Origin of the sequence: Magnetospirillum sulfuroxidans (assembly GCF_018224925.1) — a bacterium.
GTDB classification, from domain to species: domain Bacteria; phylum Pseudomonadota; class Alphaproteobacteria; order Rhodospirillales; family Magnetospirillaceae; genus Magnetospirillum; species Magnetospirillum sulfuroxidans.
The window spans coordinates 19,842-42,992 of the sequence record NZ_JAGTUF010000011.1 but is presented as its reverse complement, the minus strand read 5'-3'; the positions used below and the strand labels follow the sequence as shown (position 1 = coordinate 42,992).

Annotated in this window: 17 protein-coding genes and 2 pseudogenes; 10 read left to right on the top strand and 9 right to left on the bottom strand. The window is 60.1% G+C overall.

Translation table 11 applies throughout. The features are described 5' to 3' along the window. Positions 1-6: 6 nt before the first annotated feature. The 7 genes and pseudogenes from KEC16_RS20205 to KEC16_RS19855 form a co-directional block, all read left to right on the top strand. Positions 7-507 (top strand): annotated as a pseudogene (locus KEC16_RS20205) (MCP four helix bundle domain-containing protein); the annotation flags it as partial. 462 nt (positions 508-969) lie between these two features. Further along, positions 970-1,791, top strand: a pseudogene (locus KEC16_RS20200) (methyl-accepting chemotaxis protein); the annotation flags it as partial. 301 nt (positions 1,792-2,092) lie between these two features. Then, positions 2,093-2,704 (top strand): chemotaxis protein CheW, encoded by a 612-nt coding sequence (locus KEC16_RS12170; RefSeq protein WP_211549262.1) that lies wholly within the window; start codon positions 2,093-2,095, stop codon positions 2,702-2,704. Further along, the gene (locus KEC16_RS12165; protein ID WP_211549260.1) at positions 2,688-3,221 is read left to right on the top strand and encodes a chemotaxis protein CheW; all 534 of its coding nucleotides are present in this window, start codon (positions 2,688-2,690) and stop codon (positions 3,219-3,221) included. Before KEC16_RS12170 ends, KEC16_RS12165 begins: the two co-directional genes overlap by 17 nt. Next, on the top strand, positions 3,214-4,095 hold the full coding sequence (locus tag KEC16_RS12160; protein WP_211549258.1) for a CheR family methyltransferase: 882 nt from the start codon (positions 3,214-3,216) through the stop codon (positions 4,093-4,095). Before KEC16_RS12165 ends, KEC16_RS12160 begins: the two co-directional genes overlap by 8 nt. A 27-nt stretch (positions 4,096-4,122) precedes the next feature. After that, positions 4,123-5,244, top strand: a complete 1,122-nt coding sequence (locus tag KEC16_RS12155) for a protein-glutamate methylesterase/protein-glutamine glutaminase (protein WP_211549256.1) — start codon at positions 4,123-4,125, stop codon at positions 5,242-5,244. 132 nt (positions 5,245-5,376) lie between these two features. Continuing rightward, positions 5,377-5,805 (top strand): chemotaxis protein CheD, encoded by a 429-nt coding sequence (locus KEC16_RS19855; RefSeq protein ID WP_211549254.1) that lies wholly within the window; start codon positions 5,377-5,379, stop codon positions 5,803-5,805. Positions 5,806-5,819: 14 nt separating this feature from the next. On the opposite strand, the gene KEC16_RS12145 is transcribed toward KEC16_RS19855, so the two are convergent. From KEC16_RS12145 to KEC16_RS12120, 6 genes are all read right to left on the bottom strand, one after another. Further along, complete coding sequence (locus tag KEC16_RS12145; RefSeq protein ID WP_211549253.1) at positions 5,820-7,529, bottom strand: methyl-accepting chemotaxis protein; 1,710 nt, start codon at positions 7,527-7,529, stop codon at positions 5,820-5,822. A gap of 107 nt (positions 7,530-7,636) precedes the next feature. Next, entirely contained in the window at positions 7,637-8,926 is a 1,290-nt protein-coding gene (locus KEC16_RS12140; protein WP_211549251.1) for a sensor histidine kinase, read from the bottom strand. Continuing rightward, the gene (locus KEC16_RS12135) at positions 8,923-9,555 is read right to left on the bottom strand and encodes an STAS domain-containing protein (protein ID WP_211549249.1); all 633 of its coding nucleotides are present in this window, start codon (positions 9,553-9,555) and stop codon (positions 8,923-8,925) included. The genes KEC16_RS12140 and KEC16_RS12135 overlap by 4 nt, the downstream gene beginning before the upstream one ends. Positions 9,556-10,146: 591 nt before the next feature. Further along, positions 10,147-11,040, bottom strand: coding sequence for a LysR family transcriptional regulator (locus KEC16_RS12130; RefSeq protein WP_211549247.1), 894 nt, complete (start codon positions 11,038-11,040; stop codon positions 10,147-10,149). 86 nt (positions 11,041-11,126) lie between these two features. Next, complete coding sequence (gene trxB, locus KEC16_RS12125; protein WP_211549245.1) at positions 11,127-12,077, bottom strand: thioredoxin-disulfide reductase; 951 nt, start codon at positions 12,075-12,077, stop codon at positions 11,127-11,129. A 129-nt stretch (positions 12,078-12,206) separates the two neighbouring features. After that, positions 12,207-12,827 carry a peroxiredoxin gene (locus KEC16_RS12120; RefSeq protein WP_211549243.1) on the bottom strand — a complete coding sequence of 207 codons (621 nt, stop codon included), beginning with the start codon at positions 12,825-12,827 and terminating at the stop codon, positions 12,207-12,209. Positions 12,828-13,093: 266 nt separating this feature from the next. Here KEC16_RS12120 and KEC16_RS12115 point away from each other — a divergent pair, with 266 nt between their 5' ends. The 3 genes from KEC16_RS12115 to KEC16_RS12105 all read left to right on the top strand — a co-directional run bounded on the left by KEC16_RS12115 (position 13,094) and on the right by KEC16_RS12105 (position 17,486). After that, a complete protein-coding gene (locus tag KEC16_RS12115; RefSeq protein WP_211549241.1) occupies positions 13,094-13,594 on the top strand; it encodes an Lrp/AsnC family transcriptional regulator in 501 nt (166 codons plus the stop codon). A 201-nt stretch (positions 13,595-13,795) separates the two neighbouring features. Then, positions 13,796-15,493, top strand: coding sequence for a methyl-accepting chemotaxis protein (locus KEC16_RS12110; protein WP_211549239.1), 1,698 nt, complete (start codon positions 13,796-13,798; stop codon positions 15,491-15,493). Between the two features lie 298 nt (positions 15,494-15,791). Then, positions 15,792-17,486, top strand: coding sequence for a methyl-accepting chemotaxis protein (locus KEC16_RS12105; RefSeq protein ID WP_211549237.1), 1,695 nt, complete (start codon positions 15,792-15,794; stop codon positions 17,484-17,486). A gap of 49 nt (positions 17,487-17,535) precedes the next feature. Here KEC16_RS12105 and KEC16_RS12100 read toward each other — a convergent pair whose 3' ends face one another. From KEC16_RS12100 to KEC16_RS12090, 3 genes are read right to left on the bottom strand one after another with little or no spacing between them, the layout of a single operon-like run. Next, entirely contained in the window at positions 17,536-20,019 is a 2,484-nt protein-coding gene (locus KEC16_RS12100; protein ID WP_211549235.1) for an AsmA family protein, read from the bottom strand. Then, positions 20,019-21,398, bottom strand: coding sequence for a hypothetical protein (locus KEC16_RS12095; RefSeq protein WP_211549233.1), 1,380 nt, complete (start codon positions 21,396-21,398; stop codon positions 20,019-20,021). The genes KEC16_RS12100 and KEC16_RS12095 overlap by 1 nt, the downstream gene beginning before the upstream one ends. A gap of 54 nt (positions 21,399-21,452) precedes the next feature. Next, a complete protein-coding gene (locus tag KEC16_RS12090) occupies positions 21,453-23,135 on the bottom strand; it encodes a hypothetical protein (protein ID WP_211549231.1) in 1,683 nt (560 codons plus the stop codon). Positions 23,136-23,151 lie beyond the last annotated feature (16 nt).

The window sequence follows — 23,151 nt, the reverse complement described above, 5'->3', positions numbered from 1 at the left end:
AAAAAAATGCGATTCACGATTAAGGCAAAACTGGCCCTAGGCTTCGGAATCGTCCTCCTGCTATCGGCCATCGCATCGTTCATGGGGACCGCATCCCTGTCGAACCTCAACAACATGATCAATAATTTGGTCGATTCCTCCGCCGCCAAGGTGAACCTGTCGCGTAGCATGGAACGCGATTTGGTCGCGATCGGACGGGCGGAAAAGAACATCATTCTGGCGTCCGACCCGGCCGAGATGGGCCGCTTCGCCGACAGAGTGAAAAAGCTAAAAGAGGACATCGAGAAGAACGACAGGAAACTCCGCGAACTTGCATCGGCGGATGGAAAGCAAAAACTGGATGCGTTTAATGAATCATACGGATCTTATATTAAGATCGTAGATGAAATCACCCAATTGGCGATGCTCAATTCCAATGTCGAGGCGAGAAATCTGTCGGCCGGCGACGCCCGCAAAGCATTCGATGCGACGACAGAGCCTTTGCAAAGAATGCTTCGCAACATGGAAAGCCGGGCAACCGCCAGCGCATCGCTCCAAGACACCAAGGGCGCGCTGATGACGGCTCGTTTGTTCCGTGGAATGGTGGAGATTCAAAGGGCGGAAAAGAACGCCGTTCTCTCCGAGAGTGAAGACGAAATGACGGCCCAGGAAAAAGCCGTCGAAGGCATCTTGGCGGAACTGACCACCGTTCGCCGCGAATTGCGCGACTTGGCCCAGGGCGAGAATCGCGACTTGCTGGACACTTTCGACCGGCGCTTCGACGACTGGCTGAAATTGCACCAAAAAGTCATAAAGATCACCATGGTAAACGGTAATAGCCGTGCCACGGCCCTTTCCCAGGGTAAGGGGCGGGACTTGGCCAATCGTGCCGGGGACGCGCTCAGCCAGATCGTCGCCTTGAACGAAGCCAGCATGATCAGTGACAAAACTCAAAGCGACCTGGATTATGCGACCGCAAGAAACACCCTGATCGCCGTCCTTTGCGTTTCGGCCATCATCGGCATTGCCATTGGGGTCTGGGTTTCGCTCAACATCTCCTCCGGTCTTAATCAGGCCGGCAGCCTGGCGCACGCCGTGGCCGGCGGAGACCTTACGCAAACCTTGAATTACGGCGCCAGCAACGAGATCGGCGACCTTATTACCAACCTTAACGAAATGGTTGGCAAGCTGCGCGGCGTGGTCAGCGAGGTCACATCGGCCGCCGACAACGTCGCAGCCGGCAGCGAGGAGTTGAGTTCCAGCGCCGAGGAATTGTCCCAGGGGGCGACCGAACAGGCCTCGGCGGCCGAAGAGGCATCTTCGTCCATGGAGGAAATGGCCGCGACCATCAAGCAAAACGCCGACAATGCCGCACAGACCGAAAAGATTTCGCGCAAATCCGCCTCGGATGCCGAGGAAAGCGGCAAGGCGGTCAGCGAAGCGGTCAATGCCATGAAAACCATCGCTGAGAAGATCAATATCATTCAGGAAATTGCCCGGCAAACCGATCTCTTGGCTCTTAATGCCGCCATCGAGGCGGCGCGGGCCGGCGAGCACGGCAAGGGCTTTGCCGTCGTGGCGTCGGAAGTCCGCAAGCTGGCCGAACGCAGCCAGGCGGCGGCAACCGAAATCAGCGAATTGTCCGACAAGACCGTCGGCGTTTCGGAACAGGCAGGGCAAATGCTGACGAAATTGGTTCCCGATATCAAGCGGACGGCGGAACTGGTGGAAGAGATCAGCGCGTCTTCGCGGGAACAAAATATCGGGGCGGAGCAAATCAACACGGCCATCCAGCAACTGGACCAAGTGACCCAGCAAAATGCCGCCGCTTCCGAGGAAATGTCTTCAACCTCTGAAGAGCTTGCGGCTCAGGCTGAGCAGCTTCAAGCCTCGATTTCCTTCTTCAGGGTCGATTCAACGACCATGAATGCCGCGCATCACCGCCAAGGACCGGCCCTTGGTCAGTCCCATGCCAAGGTTGCCCACTTGTCAAAAAAGCCCATGGCAAAACCCGTTTCCCCTAAGATTGTGAAAAAAGAGCCGGGAGCAAAAGCGAAAACCGGCAAAGGGTTCAGCCTTGACCTTGGCGACGACGGTCAGGGAGGTGCGGGAGATGACTCGTTCGAGCGCTATTGACGCCGCGATAATCAGTGCCGACGCAGCGGATGGTGACGATACGGTTTTTGCCGCTGGCACCGCCTTGCAGGTTCTGACCCTCGGCCTTGGAAACGAGATCTTCGCGGTGGAGACCGACATTGTTCACGAGGTTCTTGATCTGGTGCCCATCACGCGTGTGCCGAACAGTTCCGAATTTTTACCGGGGCTGATCAATGTCCGAGGGCGGGTCGTGCCTTTGGCCGATCTGCGGCGCAAGTTCGGGATGAGTGCCGGCATCTTGACGGCTGACAGCCGTATTATCGTGTTGGAGGTCATGGTGGACGGCGAGGTCACCGTGGTCGGAACCTTGGCGGACCGGGTCTATGAGGTCACCGAGGTGGCCGCCGCGTCGATGGAAGAGGTGCCGCAATACGGCATGCGCTGGCGGCCCGAATTCATCAAGGGCATTGGAAAGACCGAAGGCGGCTTCATCATCATCGTCGATATCGATCGGATCTTCGCCTCAAGGCAGATCGTACTGCAAGACGCGGGGGCGCTCCCGATCGGAGGCGGCATGGCCAATATCAAAACGTCTAAACGGGGAGGCGCTCATGACGACGGGACATGAAGCGGGAGCGAGCCCCCCGCTGGAAAGCCGTGCCGAGCAAGTCCGGGTGACCTTGGATGCCGAAGCCAAGTACCTGACCTTTTGCGTCGGAGACGAGATTTACGCCATCAATGTCTTCCAGGTGCGTGAGGTTCTTGACCTTTGCCAGATATCGAGGGTTCCCAACGTCCCGTCCTTTGTCCTGGGAATGATCGATGTCCGGGGGCACAGTGTTCCGGTCCTTGATTTGCGCTCCAAGTTCGGCTTGCCGCCCGTGGCGACGAGCCGTCATTCGCGCATCATGGTGCTTGAGGTTCAAGCCGATGGTAAGCCGATTATGATCGGGGCTCTCACGGATCGGGTCTACGAGGTGACCGGGCTTGATTCCAGCAATGTTGATCCGCCTCCCAATGTCGGGGTTCGTTGGGATTCGGAATTCATCAAGGGTATCGGGCGACGCCGCGAGCGCTTTGTCATCGTCATTGATTTCAACCGTGTCTTCATGGCGGGGGAGTTGGCGTTCGTTGCCCATGCCTGATGCAACACATAATCGCCGGTTTCAGCCTGGCCCTCCTATTGGCGATCATTTCAGTCCTCGCCAGTACAGACGGCTGGCGGATCTCATCGAAGCCTATTGCGGCATCAAGGTCGGGGAGAAGAAGCAGACAATGGTCGAAGGACGCCTGCGCAGCCGCGTCCGAGACCTGGGCTTAAGAAAGTTCGACGATTATTCCACCTTTTTGTTCGATGAAGGAGGGTTGGAACAGGAACTATCGATCCTGATCGACGCCATCACGACCAATAAAACCGACTTCTTTCGCGAACCTGGGCATTTCGAAATTCTGGCCAAACGGATCGTCCCGGAACTGGTCAAATCACAAGGCATCGGCGCTTCGCGTCCGTGTCGGGTTTGGAGTTCCGCCTGTTCAACCGGCCCCGAGCCATACACGCTTGCCATGGTTCTGAGCGATGTCGCCTTGGAAAATTCAGGGTTCAAATTTCAGATTTTCGCGTCCGATATTTGTACCGATGCCCTGCAAGAGGCTGTCCGTGCCGTCTATACCGAGGATTTCATTGCCCCGGTCCCCATGCTGACGCGAAAGCGTTATCTGTTGAAGTCACGGGATAAAGGTGCCGGATTGGTGCGGATGGCTCCCGAAATTCGCCGCGCGGTGACGTTTACGAAGATGAACCTGCTGGAGAGAAAATATCCGTTCAAATTTGCGATGGACGTTATTTTCTGCCGAAATATCATCATTTATTTCGACCGTGCTGTTCAGCAAAGAGTGATCGGTTTTCTCTGCGATCATCTGGTTTCGGGTGGATATCTTATCATGGGCCATTCCGAGGCCCTGAATGGTCTGGATCTGCCCCTGGAACTGTGCGAACCGACGGTTTATCGCCGCATATGACCCAAGGACATGGAGTGTTTGTCAGGAATGGCGGATAAAAAAATCAACGTTCTGATCATTGACGATTCGGCGTCCGTTCGGCAAACGCTGTCCGAGATATTGGAAGACGATCCCGATATCAAGGTCATGGGGGCGGCGTCGGATCCTTTTGTCGCGGCAAGGATGATCCAGGAAATGGTTCCCGACGTCATTACCTTGGATATCGAGATGCCGCGCATGGATGGCATCACCTTCCTGCGCAAGCTGATGCACCAACGCCCCATTCCCGTGGTGATGTGTTCGTCCCTCACCGAGGAGGGATCGGAAACCCTGATGCAAGCCCTGGAAGCCGGCGCGGTCGATGTGATTCTCAAGCCCCGGGCCGGGACAAAGCAATTTCTGCTCGAATCAAAAATTCGCATCTGTGATGCGGTCAAGGCGGCGGCAAAGGTTCGCGTCCAGACCGTCCGCCAGATGGTCGAGGCGCGAGACAAGCGTCCCCTCGTGACCGAGAAATTAACGGCGGACGCCGTGATCAGCCCCTATCGGCCATCGGCGGCGATGGCCAAGACCACGGAGAAAGTGATCTGTATCGGCGCATCCACCGGTGGCACGGAATCACTGCGCGAGCTGCTGACCGCCCTGCCTGCCGATGCCCCCGCCATCGCCATCGTTCAACACATGCCGGAAAAGTTCACGGCGGCTTTTGCAAAGCGTCTGGATTCCTTTTGCGCCATGTCGGTCAAGGAAGCCGAAAACAACGACACCATGATCCGCGGACAGGTGCTGATTGCCCCGGGGAATCGCCACATGCTCTTGAAGCGCAGCGGGGCGCGTTACTATGTCGAGGTGAGGGATGGGCCTTTGGTGTCGCGGCACAGACCCTCTGTGGATGTTCTTTTTCGCTCGGCGGCGCAATATGCCGGGGCCAATGCCGCCGGGATCATCATGACCGGCATGGGGGACGACGGCGCGCGCGGCCTGTTGGAAATGCGTGAGGCCGGCGCTTATACGGTGGCCGAGGATGAAAGCACATGCATCGTCTTCGGCATGCCCAAGGAAGCCCTGAAGCTTGGCGCCGCCATGAAATCCGTTCCGCTGCATCGCCTTGCTCAAGAAATCATGCGCATTGCCGCTGGAGTTAACTTCGGATCGTCCAGCACCGCCTGATGGATGCCAATCTGCCCCCCTTGGAACGAGGTCTTTTCACGAATAATGACCCGAAACCTTTCCATCGAAAGCACATTGCCGACGGTCTTTCTGAAACCTGGTGAGATGTTTTGTTCTCGGGAACCTCATGTGGTGACCACCATTCTTGGTTCCTGCGTGTCGGTCTGTCTTTTCGATCCGATCCAGGCGATCGGCGGCATGAACCACTATATCTTTCCTGATAATCCAGACACCAAAACGGCGACACTGCGCCACGGCCCCTTCGCGATCGAAACCCTGCTCGACGAGATGATGCGTTTGGGGGTGGTTCCATTCAATCTTCGCGCCAAGGTTTTCGGCGGAGGCGGAACGCTGACCTCGCTGGATTGCGGCATTCAAGTTGGCCGGCGAAACGTTAACGTGGCGCTTGAAGAGCTGAAGCGGCAAAAAATTCAAATTTCCAGTAAACGGGTTCTGGGGTCGTCGGGCGTCATGATCAAGATGCTGACGTCCACCGGGGATGTCTGGCTGCGGAAGATCAAGAACGAGTTGGACCACCCCGCCTCAGCCGATCATCGGTAGAGAGGAGGGGAAAGTTAAAACAGGACGTCCAATAGATCGCCGTCCACAATATCTGTTTCGTGCTCTTCTGACGTGGTGGAGAACAGGGCTTGGTGAACGTCGCGTTCGCTGACCATGGTGTAATGGGCGTGCATGAATTCCACCACCTTTTGCTTGGCACGCTCCATCTCTTCTCCGGTCAAGCCGGGATCGCTGTCTTTAGCGACGGCGTGCAACTGGTTGGCGGCTTGGTTAAAAATATCTTGCATCGTCTCTGCGATGGTGAATACGGCCAAAGAATTGTCGATGGCCGCAATCACCTCACCGCCCTGCTTGCGGATCTCCGCAAGAACTTTCGCCGATTTCCCGCCGACTTGCCGCAAAGCCCCGACCGCCTGGATAAGCGATGTCTGAAGGGGGGCGACGGAAATTGCCTGCTGTCCTTCGCTCTCGCCTTCCATCAAGGAGCGGACGCTGGCGTTGATCGCATTCAAGCCCGACGCGGTCTGATCCACCTGTTTTTGCGTTTCTCGGGCGCTTGCCTGGATTTCTCCGGCGATGACGTTCAGCGCCCTCCCTTTGGTTCCCAACTTGCCGCATTTAATCGAAGCATTAAGTCCCATGAGGTGCATGTCGGCATCGACGTCGCGAACTGCCGCCAAAGCACTGCCGATGCCTTTGGCCTTATCCGTGACAAGCCCGAGGCTGTGTTCCATTTCCTGCATCGCCGTGGAAAAAACCGCCAGAATTTTAGCTGTCGTTTCCAAATCTTTTTCGACTTCAAGCAGGAATGACGACCCATTTTCTTGTCCGCCGGAATGCACGTCTTCGGCCTTTTGGCCAATGGCGTCGATCCGCGTCGTCAATGATTTGAGACTGGATCTGATCATGGCGACCTTTTCAGCGAAGGCGTCGCGGATGCTTTGCACCTGATGCGCCTGAAGGCTACAGATGCCGCTGATGAAGACGAGAAGCTGTTCTTGCCCAAGGCCTTGCACATCATTGTGATCGGTCCCGGCCGACAACGCCGAGGCCAAGGTGTCCAAGGCATGCTCGACATGCTCGATCCGCTGCCGGGTCATATCGCTGATCTGAAGCGCGGATACGACCTCGCCGATGCTGCGTGCGGCCCCTTCCAACTCATCGGGAATTGCCTGCAGGACTTCTGCGGCACGCAGTTGCTTGTTCTTGAGGGCGGCCACGGAATCGCGCAGCCGTCGCGATACATCCTCCAGTTCTTGGCGGTGGCCGATGTCAAAGCGGGTCAGGGCCTCGAAGGCATCCCGCGACGTCTTTTCCAACGCGGTGAGCTCGTTTCGGATGCCGAGGACAGTCTTGTCGCCATTCAACGCAAGACGTTCGATCTCGCGGGTGAAGACCTGAAAATCGACGTCGAGATTCGAGACCTGGGTCGCCTCAATTTTGGCATTCGTCGCCAAAATACGGACGTATCCCATGGTCTTGAGGAGAGAGCGCAGCAAGACATCAATACGTTCCGCCGAATCGCAGATCCCCTTCAGTCCCGACTGGCGCTCGCCGCGACCGTTTAAAAGGGCGTTAACCAGGACAATGTCGCGGTCCAAATCATTGAGGGTTTTAAGAACTCCCTCTTCCGACATGCTGAGGGAAAGGGCGCTGGCCATGGCGGCAAGATTGCGCGATGCCCCATGGGCCTCGCGCAAGCGCTCGCCGATGTCGAGGAAAGCCGTCTCTGACGGCTCGTGAAGACTGCGCAATGTTTTCATGACCAAGATCGCTTGATCAAGCCACGGACGCCAGTTTGTATCATCACGAGACATAATATCCATCATGCTGCTACTTAAGTCGCCAATTCAAAACTATGAATAAATATTTAGACCTGTTCGTCTGTAACCGGTAAGGAGAAATGTATCGTCGTTCCCTTGTCTGCCTCTGATGTCGCTTTGATCGAGCCGCCAAGGGATTCGACGATCGTTTTACAAAGGGCAAGGCCAACGCCGTTGCCTGGATATCTCTGTCGGGTGTGAAGGCGCATAAAAAGACCAAAAATCCTTTCCAGATAGATTTCCTCGATCCCGATGCCATTGTCCGTGATGGTGAATTCGCACTCTTCACCATCGACGGTGGCGGCAATCTCGATTTCCGGGGGGGCGCCGTGACGGGAAAATTTGATGCTGTTGCCGATGAGTTGCTCGAAGAGTTCGATGCATTCCGCCTCATTCGCGACAACCGTCGGCAGTGGCCGCGAGGTGATCTTTGCCGCGGACGTGACGAGAGCCGGCTCCATTTTTTTCAGAACGATCTTGAGGACCTTGTCGCAATCCACGCGTTCGAGGGCGTAATTTTGGTGAAAGCGCTCCGTATAGGCCAGGAGGTCCTGGACCAACGTCATCATCTGCCGCGCCGCCCCCACGATGTATTCCAGGTATTCGATCGTCGTCGTATCCATCGCCTCGCCCAGCCGCCTTTGCAGCAATTGGGCGAAAAGAATAACGGCCCGAGACGGTTCCTGGAGGTCATGTGCGGCGATGGCGGCAAAGCGATCAAGCTCCGCATGGGAGCGGGACAAGGCTTCGACCGTATGCTGAAGATCGCTCTCGACCGTATCGAGGGTCTTTTCCTTGTCGATCAGATTGAGAAGCGCCAGTTGCGTCGAGTGGGTCTGCTCATCAAGGCGCGTTTCCAATGAGCGGCGGGCTTCTTCGAGTTCCGCGTTTTGCTCCAAGAGTCGCGTCCGCATCCGGGATATTTCAAGATGGGTGCGAATTCTGGCGACGATCTCTTCGGTTGCGAAGGGCTTGGTCACGTAATCGACGCCCCCGGCGGTGAAGGCCCTCACCTTCTCTTGAGGGTCCGACATGGAACTGACGAAAATCACCGGAATATCGCGAGTCCGCGGATCGCTTTTCAGGCGCCGGCAGACCTCGAAGCCATCAATTTCCGGCATCATAACGTCAAGCAAGATGAGGTCGGGAATCTCCGCTTTCGCCGCCGTCAGGGCAAGCTTTCCGGAAATGGCCAGCCTGGGCATATGTCCTTGCTCGGAAATGATACCCGACAGATACGACAGGTTCGATGGGCTATCATCAACCACCAAGATATCGGCCGCGACGAAGGGCGCGCCTTCAAGTCCCGAAGCCGAAAACCCGGAAGTTTCCGTCATGTCTTGATCTCGATGGCGTCGAGAATCGCATAGTAATGGAACTTCTCCGCCTGAGAGGTCAATTCTTGGGCCAGGAGGGCGTCGTGCCGAGCAATGGCATCGATGATTTCTGATACTTTCTGGGGATTGAGCGTCGCTGCGGCGGTGGCGAGGGCCGAGACCATAGCCTCGGGAAGTGCGGCGAGACGACTTTGTAAGCTCTCGTGGCTTAGGGGGGCGAGGGCGTCATCGTCATGATGTCCGTCCGCCCCGTCGCCGTTCTTCGCCCCGTCGCCGTTCTTAGCTTCGACGGCGTCTTCAAGCGGCAGGCAGTTCATGCGAAATCCTGCACTTTCCAAGGCTGCGGCAAAGATGGCCGTTCCATGCAAATGCACCTGTCGCCCCTGCAATTTGAGGGATTTTCGCGCGGCCGCGATCAGTTGCAGAAATGAAAAGTCGATGGTTTCTGTTCGGATTTCGACGGATACGTCATCGCCGCGCCCCAGAAGGCCGAGGAAGGCATCCTTACAAGATCCGATCACTTCGATGGTCGCGCTTCCCGAGACACAGACCCGCAAACAGGGCATTCCATCGGCGGGAATGACGGTGGATGAAATGTCGATACGTGGCTTTTGGACAGATGTCATCATCCGATCCTATGGGAAAAGCGACGTGCAATAGGATCAACCTTAGCCCTTGGTGGTATGGAATGCAATTTATGAAGTTAATAGATGTATGTTGATCGGCCCTGGCCTCGGTTCGGGGTTAAGAACGATCAGGGGGGATCACGTCAACCTGCATGGATACGGGATGGCGATCGGCGGGCGGGTAATCCCTCCCCCGCCACATGGGCGGCGTCCTGGGCTTCGTTGCCACAAGCCCAGACCCGTTGGAACCCGCACAAAAAGAGAGGCCCCGGTTATGCACCGGGGCCTAAGTCAAACAGGGAGGCTTCACGTCTAGGAGACGTAGGATCCAACTAGGACCCTGGATATCCCGAGGAGACCTCGGGAAACGGCAAGCATGGCTTGCCGAAACTCTGTCGGTGTTGCGTTGCAACAGCCGATGGCCACTTGTACGAGATGTTGCGGTGCGGAACCATGGGAAAAATGGCAGTGGGGGCATGCAAAGTGTGCATACCAAAGGCCAAGGCCTTATCCTGCTTGGAATTGAGGCATGTTGACAGGGCATGCGCCTTGACGCGGTTGACGGGCGTCAACGCGCGGCATGGCGATGCGTGCCTACAGGGATTCCTGAATCTTGTGCAGCAGGAAGTCGCGGAAGACGGTGATGCGCTTGGAGTGGCGCAATTCTTCCGGATAGACGAAATAGGTGTCCAGCTTCGGCCCCTTCAACTCGGGCAGCACATGGACCAGATTATCGGCCTCGGTGGTCATGTAATCGGGCAGGGCGGCGATACCCAGGCCTGATTTCACCGCCCGATAGATGCCGTAGATGTTGTTGACTTCCAGCACCGGCCGTCGCGGGCTAGACGGTGTCGCCCCGGTTTCCAGCAGCCAATTGACGTTGGCCACTGGCGGCGACACCCGGGCGTCGTCGCCATAGATGACGATGTGGTGGTTGTCCAAATCCTCGGCCGTCTTCGGCATGCCGTATTTTTTCAGGTATTCCGGCGCGGCGTAGACATTGTAATGCATGGTCAGCAGGTGGCGCTGAATCAGGTCGGGCTGACGCGGCGGCATCATGCGGATGGCGACATCGGCTTCGCGCATGGCCAAATCCAATTCACCGTCATAAAGCACCATGGTGACGGCGATATCGGGATAAAGGTCAAGGAATTCCTTGATCCGGGGCGTCAGCCACAGCGAGCCAAAGGCCACGGTCGTGGTGATCTTCAACGGGCCTTGCGGGCGCTCGCGACTTTCGGTCAGCAGCGCCTCGGTCATGGCCAGTTTGGAAAATATTTCCCGTGCTGTCTTGTACAGCAACTCGCCTTGCTCGGTTAGGATCAGGCCGCGGGCGTGACGATGGAACAGCGGCAGATTCAAGCTTTCCTCGAGGGCGCTGATCTGGCGGCTGACGGCCGACTGGCTGAGGTTCAGGACCTCGCCCGCATGGGTGAAGCTGCCCGCTTCCGCCACCGCATGGAAGACCCTGAGTTTGTCCCAATCCATGTTCTAACGCCGGCTCCTTTCCGGGGAACCGGAAAACGTGGCCCCCGATGGCCACGTTACCAGTTCAACTGTAATGTTGCCGTAAGTTAGGCGTCGTGTCCATGGATGGCGAGGAAACGTTCCGCTTCCAATGCCGCCATGCAGCCGGTGCCGGCGGCGGTGACCGCTTGGCGGTAGATCTTGTCTTGGACATCGCCGGCGGCGTAAACACCGGAGATGTTGGTGCTGGTGGCGCCGGCGGCGGTGACGATATAGCCTTCGGCGTCGATGGTCACCGCCCCCTTGAACAGGTCGGTATTGGGCGTGTGGCCGATGGCGATGAACACGCCGTCACAGGCCAGTTCGCTGGTTTGGCCGGTCTTGACGTTCTTGAGGCGCACGGCGGTGACGCCGGGCGGCGTGCCTTCGCCCAGGATTTCGTCGATGGCGCTATCCCAGACCACATGCACCTTGGGATTGGCGAACAGGCGGTCTTGGGCGATCTTTTCGGCGCGCAGGCTGTCGCGGCGGTGAACCAGGGTGACCTTGCTGGCGATGCCGGCCAGATAGATCGCTTCTTCGACGGCGGAATTGCCGCCGCCGACCACCACGACTTCCTTGTTGCGGAAGAAAAAACCATCGCAGGTGGCGCAGGCGGAAACGCCGGCGCCTTGATATTTCTGTTCGGAGTCAAGGCCGAGCCAGCGCGCGGTGGCGCCGGTACAGATAATCAGGGTGTCGCCGACATATTCGTCGCCGGAATCGCCCTTGGCCACGAATGGCCGCTTGGACAAATCGACATCGACGATGGTGTCGTACAGGAATTGCGCCCCCACATGCTCGGCTTGGGCCTGCATCTGCTCCATCAGCCACGGCCCCTGGATGGGGGCGGCGAAGCCGGGATAATTCTCGACGTCGGTGGTGATGGTCAATTGACCGCCCGGCTGTAATCCGGCGACGAGAATCGGCTCGAGATTGGCGCGAGCGGCATAGATGGCGGCGGTGCAGCCGGCCGGGCCCGATCCCAGGATCAGGACTTTGGTGCGATGGGTGGCCATGGGGATTCCTTGGGCTCCGAAACTCGACAGAAGATAAGGCGTGGCACGGCTTGGTGCAAGGTGATGATCGGAAACGGAAAAAGGGCGCGAGATTTCCCCGCGCCCCCGCCGATCCACCGTTAGGGTGAATTACAGCTCGCTGGCGTGCGCGGCCAGATACTGGGCGACGCCATCGGGGCTGGCGGTCATGCCGGCCTTGCCCTTCTGCCAACCGGCCGGACAGACTTCGCCGTGTTCCTCGTGGAACTGCAACGCGTCGACCAGACGCAGCATCTCGTCGACGTTGCGGCCCAGCGGCAGATTGTTGACGTGGGCGACCTGGACGTTGCCGTTCTTGTCGATCAGGAACGAACCGCGCAGGGCGACGGCGTCGTTGATCAAAACGCCATAGGATTTGGCGATGGACTTGGTCAGATCCGCGACCATGGGGAACTGGACGTTGCCGAGGCCGCCCTTGTCCACCGAGGTATTCTTCCAGGCCAGATGGGTGAAATGGGAATCCACCGAGACGGCGACGACCTTGCAATTCTTTTCCGCCAAGGCCTTGACGCGATGGTCATGGGCCAAGATTTCCGAGGGGCAGACGAAAGTGAAGTCGAGCGGATAGAAGAACACCAGACCGTAGGAGCCAGCCAGATAGGACTTCAGGTTGAAGCCTTCGTCGATGGAATTGTCGGGCATCACCGCCGGGGCGGTGAAATCCGGGGCGGCGGTGGTCACCAGGCTCATGGGATTGACGGCGTCGGACATCCTAACGGGCTCCTCGAAAGATAGGGAATGTGAAACGTGTGGCAATTTAAACCGCTGGGGGTGGGGGTGCAAGGTGGAATGATTTTAACAAGGTCGAGCGGGGTGCGACCTGAAAAGAGAGTTATTCGCACCAGGGGTTGCGTCTATCCGGGCTTTTGCGCAAGGAAAATACGCAAAGTCTTGTGGCGCCGCAACGTGGGCCTTGGCGGATGAGAATTGCCGAGGTAATATAATTTCGTAAATCGCCTCGCTTTTGGAGTTCCCTAATGCAGCGGGTCAAGTTGGACCGCATCGACCGTCGAATTCTGGCGGATTTGCAAGCCGATGGTCGGATGACGAATGTCGAACTGGCGCGCCGTGCCGGCATTTCCGCCCCTCCCTGCCTGCGCCGTGTTCGGGCGCTGGAGGAGGCGGGCTATATCCGCGGCTATCATGCCGAGATCGAGCCTCATGCGTTAGGCTTCAATGTGACCGTGTTCGCCCATGTCGGACTGAACAGCCAGGCCGAGGCCGATTTGCGCGCTTTCGAGGAACTGGTCCTGGGCTGGGCCGAGGTGCGGGAATGCCACATGCTGGCCGGGGAAACTGATTTCCTGCTGAAAATCGTCGCCCATGACTGGGACGATTATCAGCGCTTCCTCACCACCCGGCTGACCGCCGCCCCCAATATCAGCCACGTCAAAAGCTCGCTGGCCATCCGTAATTCCAAGCATCAGCCGGGCGTGCCCATTGATGTGGATGCCGGCCCAGAGGCCGAACACGATTAGGCCTTATGGCCTGTGGCCTGATACGAAAGTATTGACTTTTCCGTCTGTATCCTGCTGAATCATCACCTGTTTTGCGTCCTAAGCACGATGGCTGTCCTGGCGAAGCCGGATGTACCATCTCTGGACCACAGGTGTTTCCATCCGATGCCGGCCCGCGACGATGCGGCGGTTGGGGGGGAAGGTGACGGGGGAGTAGCGGCCATGGCGGCGAAATCATCGTTTCAGATTAAATCCATCATGGTGCGGCTGCTGGGGCTGGTAGCCCTAAGCGCGGTTGGCCTGTTGGGGTTGACCGTCGTCGCCGCCGATTTCGTCAAGCAGGAAAAGCTGGATGCGGCGATCGGCAAGACCCGCAATCTGGTGGAGGCGGCGCGTGATATCGCCGCCGAATTCGATGCCCGTGCGCAAAAGGGCGAATTCGATCAAGCGACAGCGCAAAAGCTGGCCAAGAACGCCATTCGCGGCATGCATTATGACGGCGACGAGTATTTCTTCGTCTATGATTATGCCGGCGTCAATGTCGTCCATGGTTCCAAGCCCGAACGCGAAGGCAAGCCGTTTATCGAGTCCAAGGATGCCAACGGCTTTGTCTATATCCCCAAGATGATCGAAATGGCCAAGCTCAAGGGCGGTCACATCTTCTATTTTTTCCCCAAGGCTGGGGCTACCGTGCCGGAACGCAAGGTGTCGTCGGTGGTCGGCTATCAGCCGTGGCAATGGGTTGTCGGCACCGGCATCTATCTTGACGACGTCGATGCCGCTTTCCGTGACACTTTGCGCGACCTGGCCCTGATCAGTCTGGCTATTTTAGCCGTGGTGCTGTTGATCGCCTGGGCCATCGCCCGTTCCATCGCCAATCCCATGCGCCAATTGGCCAAGGTGACCGGCCAGATCAGTGCGGGCGATTATCAGGTCGAGGTGCCGGCGATCACCCGCGCCGATGAAATCGGTGTGTTGGCCACGGCCATCGCCGTGCTGCGCGACGAGGCCGGCGCCGCCGCCCGTCTGCGGGCCGAACAAGAACAGATGAAGGTGCGGGCCGAGACAGAGCGCCGGCACGCCATGCTGGAATTGGCCGACAACTTCGAAGGCAGCGTCAGGGGCGTGGTCGAGGGCATGGGCAGTGCCGTCGGCGTCAATGACGGCGCGGCGCGCGGCATGGCCGATATCGCCGAAAATGCGCGGTGTGACGCCACCAGCGTTGCCGGGGCGGCGGAACAGGTGAATGCCAATATTCAGACCGTGGCCGCCGCCACCGAGGAATTGTCGGCCTCCATCCATGAAATCAGCGGCCAAGTGCAGCATTCCACTCGCATCGCCGACGAAGCGGTGGAAAAGGCCAGCCAGACCAACGAATGCATTGCCGGTCTGTCCGAGGCGGCGTCGCGGATCGGTGAAGTGGTCAAGCTGATTTCCACCATCGCCAACCAGACCAATCTGCTGGCGCTGAACGCCACCATCGAAGCCGCCCGCGCCGGCGAGGCCGGCAAGGGTTTCGCCGTGGTGGCGGGCGAGGTCAAGGGTTTGGCGACGCAGACGGCCAAGGCGACCAGTGAAATCACCGATCAGATTTTGGCGGTGCAATCGGCCACCCATGACGCCGTCGATGCCATCCGCGCCATCGGCCAGACCATCGGTTCCATGTCGGAAGTGGCCTCGACCATCGCCGCGGCGGTGGAAGAGCAATCGGCGGCGACCAAGGAAATCAGCCGCAATGTCAATCAGGCGGCGATGGGGGCGCAGGAAGTGTCGGAATTCATCACCCGCTTGGTCACCGTCACCGAAGAGGTCGGCCATCACGCCAGCCAGGTGTCGCATTCGTCCGATAGCCTGAACGACCAGACCGGCCGCTTGCGGGGCGAGGTGGAAAATTTCCTGGCTACGGTTCGGGCCGCCTGAAGTGTTGGAAAGACGGTAATGACGAAAGCCGGGGGCGGGTCTCTCGGCTTTTGTCGTTCTTGCTTGAGGCGCTCCTCCTTTTGTCGCGAAACAGAGGATCGGTGCTGTTCAAACGGACTAAAAGGACATTTTAGACTCTGGACTTGGTTCTTTTGTCTGTAATGTTTTTCGTCGATATGACGGGAGAGACGGTTGTGAGCAAAGGTCTGTTGAATACATTAGATGTGATCTAATTCTATATTCATTGATTTTTGCAAAAGATACTTCCTCTCATGCGTGAACTGACTTGGGGGACGATATGCAGAAGAAATCTGTGTTTCAATCCAAGACCGTGCTGGTGCCGCTGATCGCCTTGGCCGGTTTGGCTGCGGTGGGGCTGTTGGTCTTGACCATCATCGCTGCCAATTTCGTCAAACAGGAAAAGCTGGAGGCGGCGATCGGCAAGACCCGCAATCTGGCCGAGGCCGCGCGCGATATTGCCGGCGAATTCCATGCCCGCAGCAAAAAGGGCGAGTTTGACGAGGCGACCGCGAAGAAGCTGGCCGCCGCGGCCATTCGCGGCATGCGCTATGCGGGCAGCGATTACTTCTTCGTTTACGATTTCCTTGGCAATACGGTGGCGTTGGGGCCGCGCCCGGAACGTGAAGGCAAGAACTTCATTGATGCTCAAGACGCCAACGGCTTCGCTTATATGCCCAAGATGATCGAGCTGGCCAAGGGCAAGGGGGGGCATGTTTTTTACTGGTTCCCCAAGGCGGGCTCGGATGTTCCCGAGCGTAAGGTGTCGTCGGTGGTTGGTTTCGAGCCGTGGCAATGGTTCGTCGGCACCGGCATCTATCTTGACGATGTGGACGCCGCCTTCCGCGCAACCTTGCGCGACCTGGCCCTGATCAGTCTGGCTATTTTAGCCGTGGTGCTGTTGATCGCCTGGACCATTGCCCGTTCCATCGCCAAGCCCATGCGCCAATTGGCAACGGTGACCGGCCAGATCAGTGCGGGCGATTATCAGGTCGAGGTGCCGGCGATCACCCGCGCCGATGAAATCGGGGTGTTGGCCACGGCCATCGCCGTGCTGCGCGACGAGGCCGGCGCCGCCGCCCGTCTGCGGGCCGAACAAGAACAGATGAAAGCGCAAACCGAAGCGCAGCGGCGACAAGCCATGCTGGACCTCGCCGATAGCTTCGAAGCCTCGATCCAAGGCGTGGTCGAGGGCATGGGCGGTGCCGTCGGCGTCAATGACGGCGCGGCGCGCGGCATGGCTGATATCGCCGAAAATGCGCGGTGTGACGCCACCAGCGTTGCCGGGGCGGCGGAACAGGTGAATGCCAATATTCAGACCGTGGCCGCCGCCACCGAGGAATTGTCGGCCTCCATTCATGAAATCAGCGGCCAAGTGCAGCATTCCACCCGCATCGCCGACGACGCGGTGGAAAAGGCCAGCCAGACCAATGAATGCATTGCCGGTCTGTCCGAGGCGGCGTCGCGGATCGGCGAAGTGGTCAAGCTGATTTCCACCATCGCCAACCAGACCAATCTGCTGGCGCTGAACGCTACCATCGAGGCGGCCCGCGCCGGCGATGCCGGCAAGGGCTTCGCCGTGGTGGCGGGCGAGGTCAAGAGCTTGGCGACGCAGACGGCCAAGGCGACCAGCGAGATCACCGATCAGATTTTAGCGGTGCAATCGGCCACCCATGACGCCGTCGATGCCATCCGCGCCATCGGCCAGACCATCGGCTCCATGTCGGAAGTGGCCTCGGCCATCGCCGCGGCGGTGGAAGAGCAATCGGCGGCGACCAAGGAAATCAGCCGCAATGTCAATCAGGCGGCGACGGGGGCGCAGGACGTGTCGCAATTCATCACCCGCTTGGTCACCGTTACCGAAGAGGTGGGAGCCCACGCGGCCCAGGTGTCGGATTCATCCAAGAGCTTGAATGATCAGACCGACCGTTTGCGGGGCGAGGTGCGGCACTTCCTGACGACGGTGCGAGGATAGGAGTGTTCAGCGCCGCCGTTTCCGATCAGAGCCCGATGATTGGAAGCGGCTAATTCTTGCCGCCAAAGGCACGGAACAGGTCTTTTAGGATTTTGCCGCCGTTGGCTTTTTCCTCACTTCCGCCCTCGACCTTGCCCAGGGCGCGGCCGAGGCCGCTTTGCACCAGGGCCTTTTGCAGGGCGTTGACATCGACGACCTTGCGCGGGCTTCCCATGGGGCCGGACAGGTGCACGACGATCGGGGTTGACGGCAAGGCGGCCAAGGCCAGCGACACGGAGGTTTGAGTGCTCCATTCGGTCAAATTGACGGCGCTGTCGGCGGCGAGCGTCCCGCCGGTGGCGGTCAGGGTGAAATCGGGGCTGCGGGCGATGCCGTCCTTGACCGTCACCCGGCCGGACAATCGCGTATAGGGGGTCTGTCCGCCGCCCAATCCGGTTTGGACCAAGGCCAGAACATTGCCGATATTTTCGATCCGGGCCAATTGCCCGTTGATAGCGGGCAAATCCAAACCGCCGATGATGCCGGCGCCGCCGTCCACTTGGCCCTCTCCTTGGGCGTTGGCGGCCATGTCGCGGCTGCTTTTGCCAAAGCTGTGCAGGCGCAGCTGCGCGTTCAGGCGGCCTTTTTCCAGGGATAACCCGGCCAAATCCGGTTTGGCCTGGGCCAGATCCAGGCCGGTCAGCGTGGCGTCAAGTCGCAGACTGGGAACCGCGCCGCCGCTGACGCCGCCGCTGGCGCTGAGAGTTCCTCCCAACCATCCGGCCCGCAGGCTTTCCAGTTTGGCGGTCCCGTTATTGAGGCTGACGGTCAAAGCCGGCTGTTCCAATCGGCCGAAGCCGCCGCGCAGGGAATGGGCTTCCACGGTAAGGGCGCCATCGGCGATTTCCAGTCCCGACCAGTCCAAGGGCGCGGTTGAAAACGGCGAGGATTTGGTCGGAGCCGACTTTTGCGGCGGAGGGGCGCGTTGGGGGCGGGCCGAGGTTTTGCCAAGGGTCTTGCGCGGCGTCACCGCTGGTGGGATGGGCGATCCGGGCAGGGTCGACAAATCAAGGTCATCGCCGCGCAACGCCGCGGTGATGCGGGGGCGGGGGGCGGAAAAGTCGGCGCTGCCCTGGCCGTGGAGCGCCAGGGAATCAATGCGCAGACTGATATCGCTGGCCTCGAAGCCGGCGTTGCCGGGACGCAGACGAAGCTTGAGGGCGGTGTCGCGCCAGGTGCCGATGCTGCCGCTCCAATCGGCGAGGAGGGCGTCCTGCCATTCCGCCGCCAGCCGGCCGGTGGCGAACATGCCGTCATGATTGAGGCGGATATCCGCCAATTCCAGTTGGGGCCAGGCGGCGGTCAGGTCGGCGCGGCCGGAAAGTCCTGGGCCATTCAGGCGGAGCCGGCCCTTGAAGTGGGCGCCGGCCAAGGCGCCATCGGCATTCAGGCGCAGATTGGGGCGGATATTGGCCTGGGCATGGCGCAAGATCACCTCGCCTTGCTCTAATCCGGCTTGAATTTGCACATCGCGCACGGTTTGGCCGTGCCAGGACACCGCGTCGATATTCAAACGCACGCTGGCGAACAGGTCTGTCGGCAAGCTGAGGGCCGGGGGGGCGGGGGCTGGTTGCGGCGCCGTGCGCTCAGCCGCCGCTTTGTGTTCGCTTGGCGGTGTCAGGGCCGGCGGCAGCAAGGCTGATAAGGCGGTGGATTTGCTGGCATGCCAAGCGTCCAGGTCCAAGGCGTCGATCCCAAGATCGGCTTCCAGCAAGGCCGGGCTGCCGCTGAGGGCGACCAGGGAACCCGCGGCGCGGCTGCCATTGCCTTCGAGGGTCAGGTTGACCAGCGAGATCTGGCCATCGCCGGCCTCAAGGTCCGCTTCGGCGCGGACCAGCAGACCCGACGGCAACGGCAAGGCCGGCAGAAGCGCCGCCAGATTGCCGCTGTTCAGGCTGAGATGGCCGGAAAACGCAGGGTTTCCATGATCGCTTTCCAGCATGCCGTCGAAATGCAGGGCCAAACCCACGGTCGGCACCGTCAGCCGGAAGAAAGCTTTCTGCTCGGCGTCGATATTGCCGGAGAAGGTGACGGTATGGCCGCCAGCCTTGGTGAAGCCATCCAACCGCTGGTCGGCGAAGCGCGCTTCGATGGTGTCAAGATCGACCGGCCCCAGCTTGACCTCGTCCAGGGCGATGCCGCTGACCTGTAAACGCCCGGTCAGGAAGGCGGGCAAGGACAGGTGCAGCGAGAGCCGCTGGGCCGAAACCAAGGGGGCGCCGTCACGGTGCAGCCGCACCTGTTCGGCCGTTAAGGCCAGTGGCAACAGGGCCAGCCGGGCCTTGCCGTCGATGGCGATTCCCAGCCCTGAGGCTCGTTCGGCTTGGGCGCTAAGACCGATGATGGCGCTGCGCCAGTCGCGGGTCAGCAAAACCCCCAATCCGGCGACCACCAGGGCCACCGCCACCAAACCTATGATTCTTGTCCGCCGCGTCATGCCCATTTCACCCGCCTTGATGCGGCGCAGTGTAGCCGAGGCCGTGTCCCCCCGCATCAGCCAAACGCGAAGAGCAGCCCATCCAATCCGACCAGCCAGAACGCCAAGACCACGGCGCCAGCCAGAACAAAGCGGCCATTCCAGTCGCTGGCGACCCGGCGGACGGGGACGTTGCCGATGCGGGCGACGGTCAGCACCGCGGCCCCCACCGGGGTGGAACAGGCGGATAAGGCCCAGGCCCCCATCAGGGCGCTGGCCAGCAGCAAGGGCGGCGCCACATGGACCAAGGCCCCGCCCAGCAAGGTGACGCTGAGAATCTGCGAGATGCCCAATTGAGCCAGGATCATCACCGCCCAGGCCAGCAGGATGACCAGAAATAACGGTGGCAACCCCAGTCCTTCGATAATCTGGCCCAGGCTTTCCGCCGACAGGAAGGCCGAGGCGACGGTGCCGACGAACATGGCGCCCCCCAGCATGGCCACTTCGTCGCGGAAAGCGGGCATGCTGACGCGCAGTTTCGGCCCCAGCCCATAGAACACGTTCAGCACATCGCGCTGCTGTACCCACAGCCAGATCAAGGCGGCGGGCGGAACCACGATCATGGCGCCATGGACCAGACGCAGCGACAGCAGTTCGGCCACGGCGATGGCCCCGATGACCACGGCCGCCACCAGCGCCGCCATTCGCCATGCCGGCTTCCAGTCGGTGGCGCCGCCGATGCCGGGCAGGGCCTGTCCCGATGGTGGAAAGGCCCGGCGGTCAAGGATCAGCCCCAGGATCAGCAACAGAGCGGCCAGCAGCGCCTGGACCAGCAACAGGGATTGCCACGGCAGGCCGGGGATGACCGTCACGGTGACGGCGAACGAAACCGATAGCGGCGACCATGCGGTCATCACGGCGAAGCCGCGCAGCATGGCCGACAACATGCGTTGGGAACGGATGGCGACGATACGGGGATCGCCTCCGGCCGCCTCGAGGGTGTTGCCCTTGACCACCATGGTGCCCAGCAGCGGCAGGACGCCGAAATTCAGCACCAGGGAAATCAAATGGCTGCCCAGGGTCAGGGCCAGATAACGCCGTCCCGGCGGTTGGCGGACCATCAATTCGCCACAGGATTGCACCAGGGCCGAACTTTCCGCCGCTTCTCGCAAAAACCCCAGGGCGGTGAACAAGCCGATGATCGCCGCCGCCGCCATGGCGGCCTTGGACAGCACGGCCCAAGGTGCGGGATGACCGATCACGGTGACGATGGCGGCGGTCGCCGCCATCAGCAAGATGATGCGGCCGTTACCTTGGCAGCTCCAGCCTTCCAGCAACACATAGACGATCAGGCCGCAGGCCGCGACAAAACCGGCGGCGGCGCCGCCGCCCAAGGGCTGGGCGATGGCGCCGACAACCACACTCAGAAGGGCGATGGTGGCGATGGTGGCCCGCATGTGGTGCTTTGATCCATTCAGATGATGTTCGGGCAGATAAGCCTGCCGAAAAACCTAGCCGGTCATGGCGGTAAAACGCGCCTTGGGGGCGGGCAGGACCTTTGCCGGCTTGGTGATGTCCTTCATCAGCGCCGGGCCATTGACCATGGCAAAGCCGCCTTGGACCGCGCCGACCACGGCGGCACGGCGGCGTGCGCCCCAGAGATAGGCGCCCAAGCCGAAGGTGCTGGCCTGTTCGAGGAAGCGCCGCAGGCTGAGCAGCAGCGCCGCATCGTCGGTCCGTTCGGCCGGCGGCAATTGTGACAGGTCGATGCCGATCATGGTGGCGCCGCAATCGGCGGCCAGTTTGGCCCGGCTGTCGGTCAGTCGCGTTCGCACCATGACCTCGCGGCACAGCCCCTTGGCGATGGCGATGATTTCGCCCATCTGGCGGGCGCTGGCCTGATCGGGAATGCCGAACAGGTCGATGACCACGCGGGCGGCGCGGGCATCTTGGGTGATATCGGCGAAGGGGGTCAGATATTCCATGCGGTTTTCGGCGGCCAGGGTGGTCCAATGGATGGGAACCACCACGGTGGAGCCGTTTCCGGCGCTTTCCGAGGCGCGGAAATCGCGCATGGCATTGGCGATGCAATAGCGGTCCAGCGTCAGAATCGAGGATTCGTCCGCCCGCGGATAGGCCAGGGTTCCGTCCAGCGCGATGGTGTCGGTTTTATCCTGGCGTTGGATGCGCGCCACATACGCCCCGATGGTTTGCGGGTTGGCCATCCAGGTCGGCCGCCACAGCAATGTCAGGCGCGAGGTGTCGAGCAAAGGCGGGGCCGAGGGAATGATGGCCGGGGCGCTGGGAGCGGTCTGAGGTTGCTGCGGCCCGGTATCTAAAATGATCCAGGCGGCATCAGCCTCTTTTTGCCGCTTGGGCGCCTCCATGGCGACCCAGCCGGGATCCTTGGCCGGCTGCACGCTGTCGCCGGTGGTGATGGCGTTGGGCAGGTCATCGTTGCTTTTTTTCCGGGCGACCGGCTCGGTCAGGATATGGTGCTGGCCGAGCCCCACCTTGGCCGGCTGCGGGATGGTTTGCGGCGGGACCCAGGATTTCGAATTGGCGTCGCTGACGGTGCCGGCCAATAACGCTCGCTTTTCCCCCACCGCCCGTTGGATGGCCGGGTGATTCAAGGTGCCGTCGATCTGCAATGCGTCGGCGATATCCATTTCAGCCGACAGGGCCAGGGGCCGGTCGATGCCTTGGAATTGGTCGCCAACCAGCCGGGTCCCCAATTCCTGGGCGATGGTGTGGGCGCGGATGCGGCCTTCATCGGCGCTGCAAGTGCGAAAGACCAGGGTGAAAAAGTCAGTGCCCTGACGGGCGAACAGGTTTCCACTCCCCAGATGCTTGGTGATAACGCCTTCGGCGATCATCATCACCTTGTCGGAAACGCGGGCCCAACGTTCCCCCACCGCTTCGCGGAATTCCACCAGCGAGACCACGTGCAATTTGGTGCCGAAACGCCCCTGGTCCTCGCGCAGGACCTGCTCCATGGCCAAGCGGAAATCTTCCGAGGTCAAGGAATCGGAATCGACGCGGCGGGCGGCCTTGCGGGCCAGCTCCATCTCGCGCTCGGCGTCGCTTTCCGACATCTCGTCAATGCCGTCGCGCCGGGCCATGCGGCGCGCGGCCTTGGCGATGGGGGCGGCGATGCGTGACAACAGGCCGCTTCTCGACCGTTTCTCGCTCATATGGTGGCTCCGTGTT

Bases quoted from the DNA above. Each gene is read 5' to 3' on its own strand.
- KEC16_RS12170 (WP_211549262.1), top strand. From the start codon at position 2,093: ATGACTCGTTCGAGCGCTATTGACGCCGCGATAATCAGTGCCGACGCA.
- KEC16_RS12105 (WP_211549237.1), top strand. From the start codon at position 15,792: ATGCAGAAGAAATCTGTGTTTCAATCCAAGACCGTGCTGGTGCCGCTG.
- KEC16_RS12090 (WP_211549231.1), bottom strand. From the start codon at position 23,135: ATGAGCGAGAAACGGTCGAGAAGCGGCCTGTTGTCACGCATCGCCGCC.
- KEC16_RS12110 (WP_211549239.1), top strand. From the start codon at position 13,796: ATGGCGGCGAAATCATCGTTTCAGATTAAATCCATCATGGTGCGGCTG.
- KEC16_RS12100 (WP_211549235.1), bottom strand. From the start codon at position 20,019: ATGCGGGGGGACACGGCCTCGGCTACACTGCGCCGCATCAAGGCGGGT.
- trxB (WP_211549245.1), bottom strand. From the start codon at position 12,077: ATGGCCACCCATCGCACCAAAGTCCTGATCCTGGGATCGGGCCCGGCC.
- KEC16_RS12155 (WP_211549256.1), top strand. From the start codon at position 4,123: ATGGCGGATAAAAAAATCAACGTTCTGATCATTGACGATTCGGCGTCC.
- KEC16_RS12130 (WP_211549247.1), bottom strand. From the start codon at position 11,040: ATGGATTGGGACAAACTCAGGGTCTTCCATGCGGTGGCGGAAGCGGGC.
- KEC16_RS12115 (WP_211549241.1), top strand. From the start codon at position 13,094: ATGCAGCGGGTCAAGTTGGACCGCATCGACCGTCGAATTCTGGCGGAT.
- KEC16_RS12120 (WP_211549243.1), bottom strand. From the start codon at position 12,827: ATGTCCGACGCCGTCAATCCCATGAGCCTGGTGACCACCGCCGCCCCG.
- KEC16_RS12135 (WP_211549249.1), bottom strand. From the start codon at position 9,555: ATGATGACATCTGTCCAAAAGCCACGTATCGACATTTCATCCACCGTC.
- KEC16_RS12140 (WP_211549251.1), bottom strand. From the start codon at position 8,926: ATGACGGAAACTTCCGGGTTTTCGGCTTCGGGACTTGAAGGCGCGCCC.
- KEC16_RS12160 (WP_211549258.1), top strand. From the start codon at position 3,214: ATGCCTGATGCAACACATAATCGCCGGTTTCAGCCTGGCCCTCCTATT.
- KEC16_RS12165 (WP_211549260.1), top strand. From the start codon at position 2,688: ATGACGACGGGACATGAAGCGGGAGCGAGCCCCCCGCTGGAAAGCCGT.
- KEC16_RS12145 (WP_211549253.1), bottom strand. From the start codon at position 7,529: ATGAAAACATTGCGCAGTCTTCACGAGCCGTCAGAGACGGCTTTCCTC.
- KEC16_RS12095 (WP_211549233.1), bottom strand. From the start codon at position 21,398: ATGCGGGCCACCATCGCCACCATCGCCCTTCTGAGTGTGGTTGTCGGC.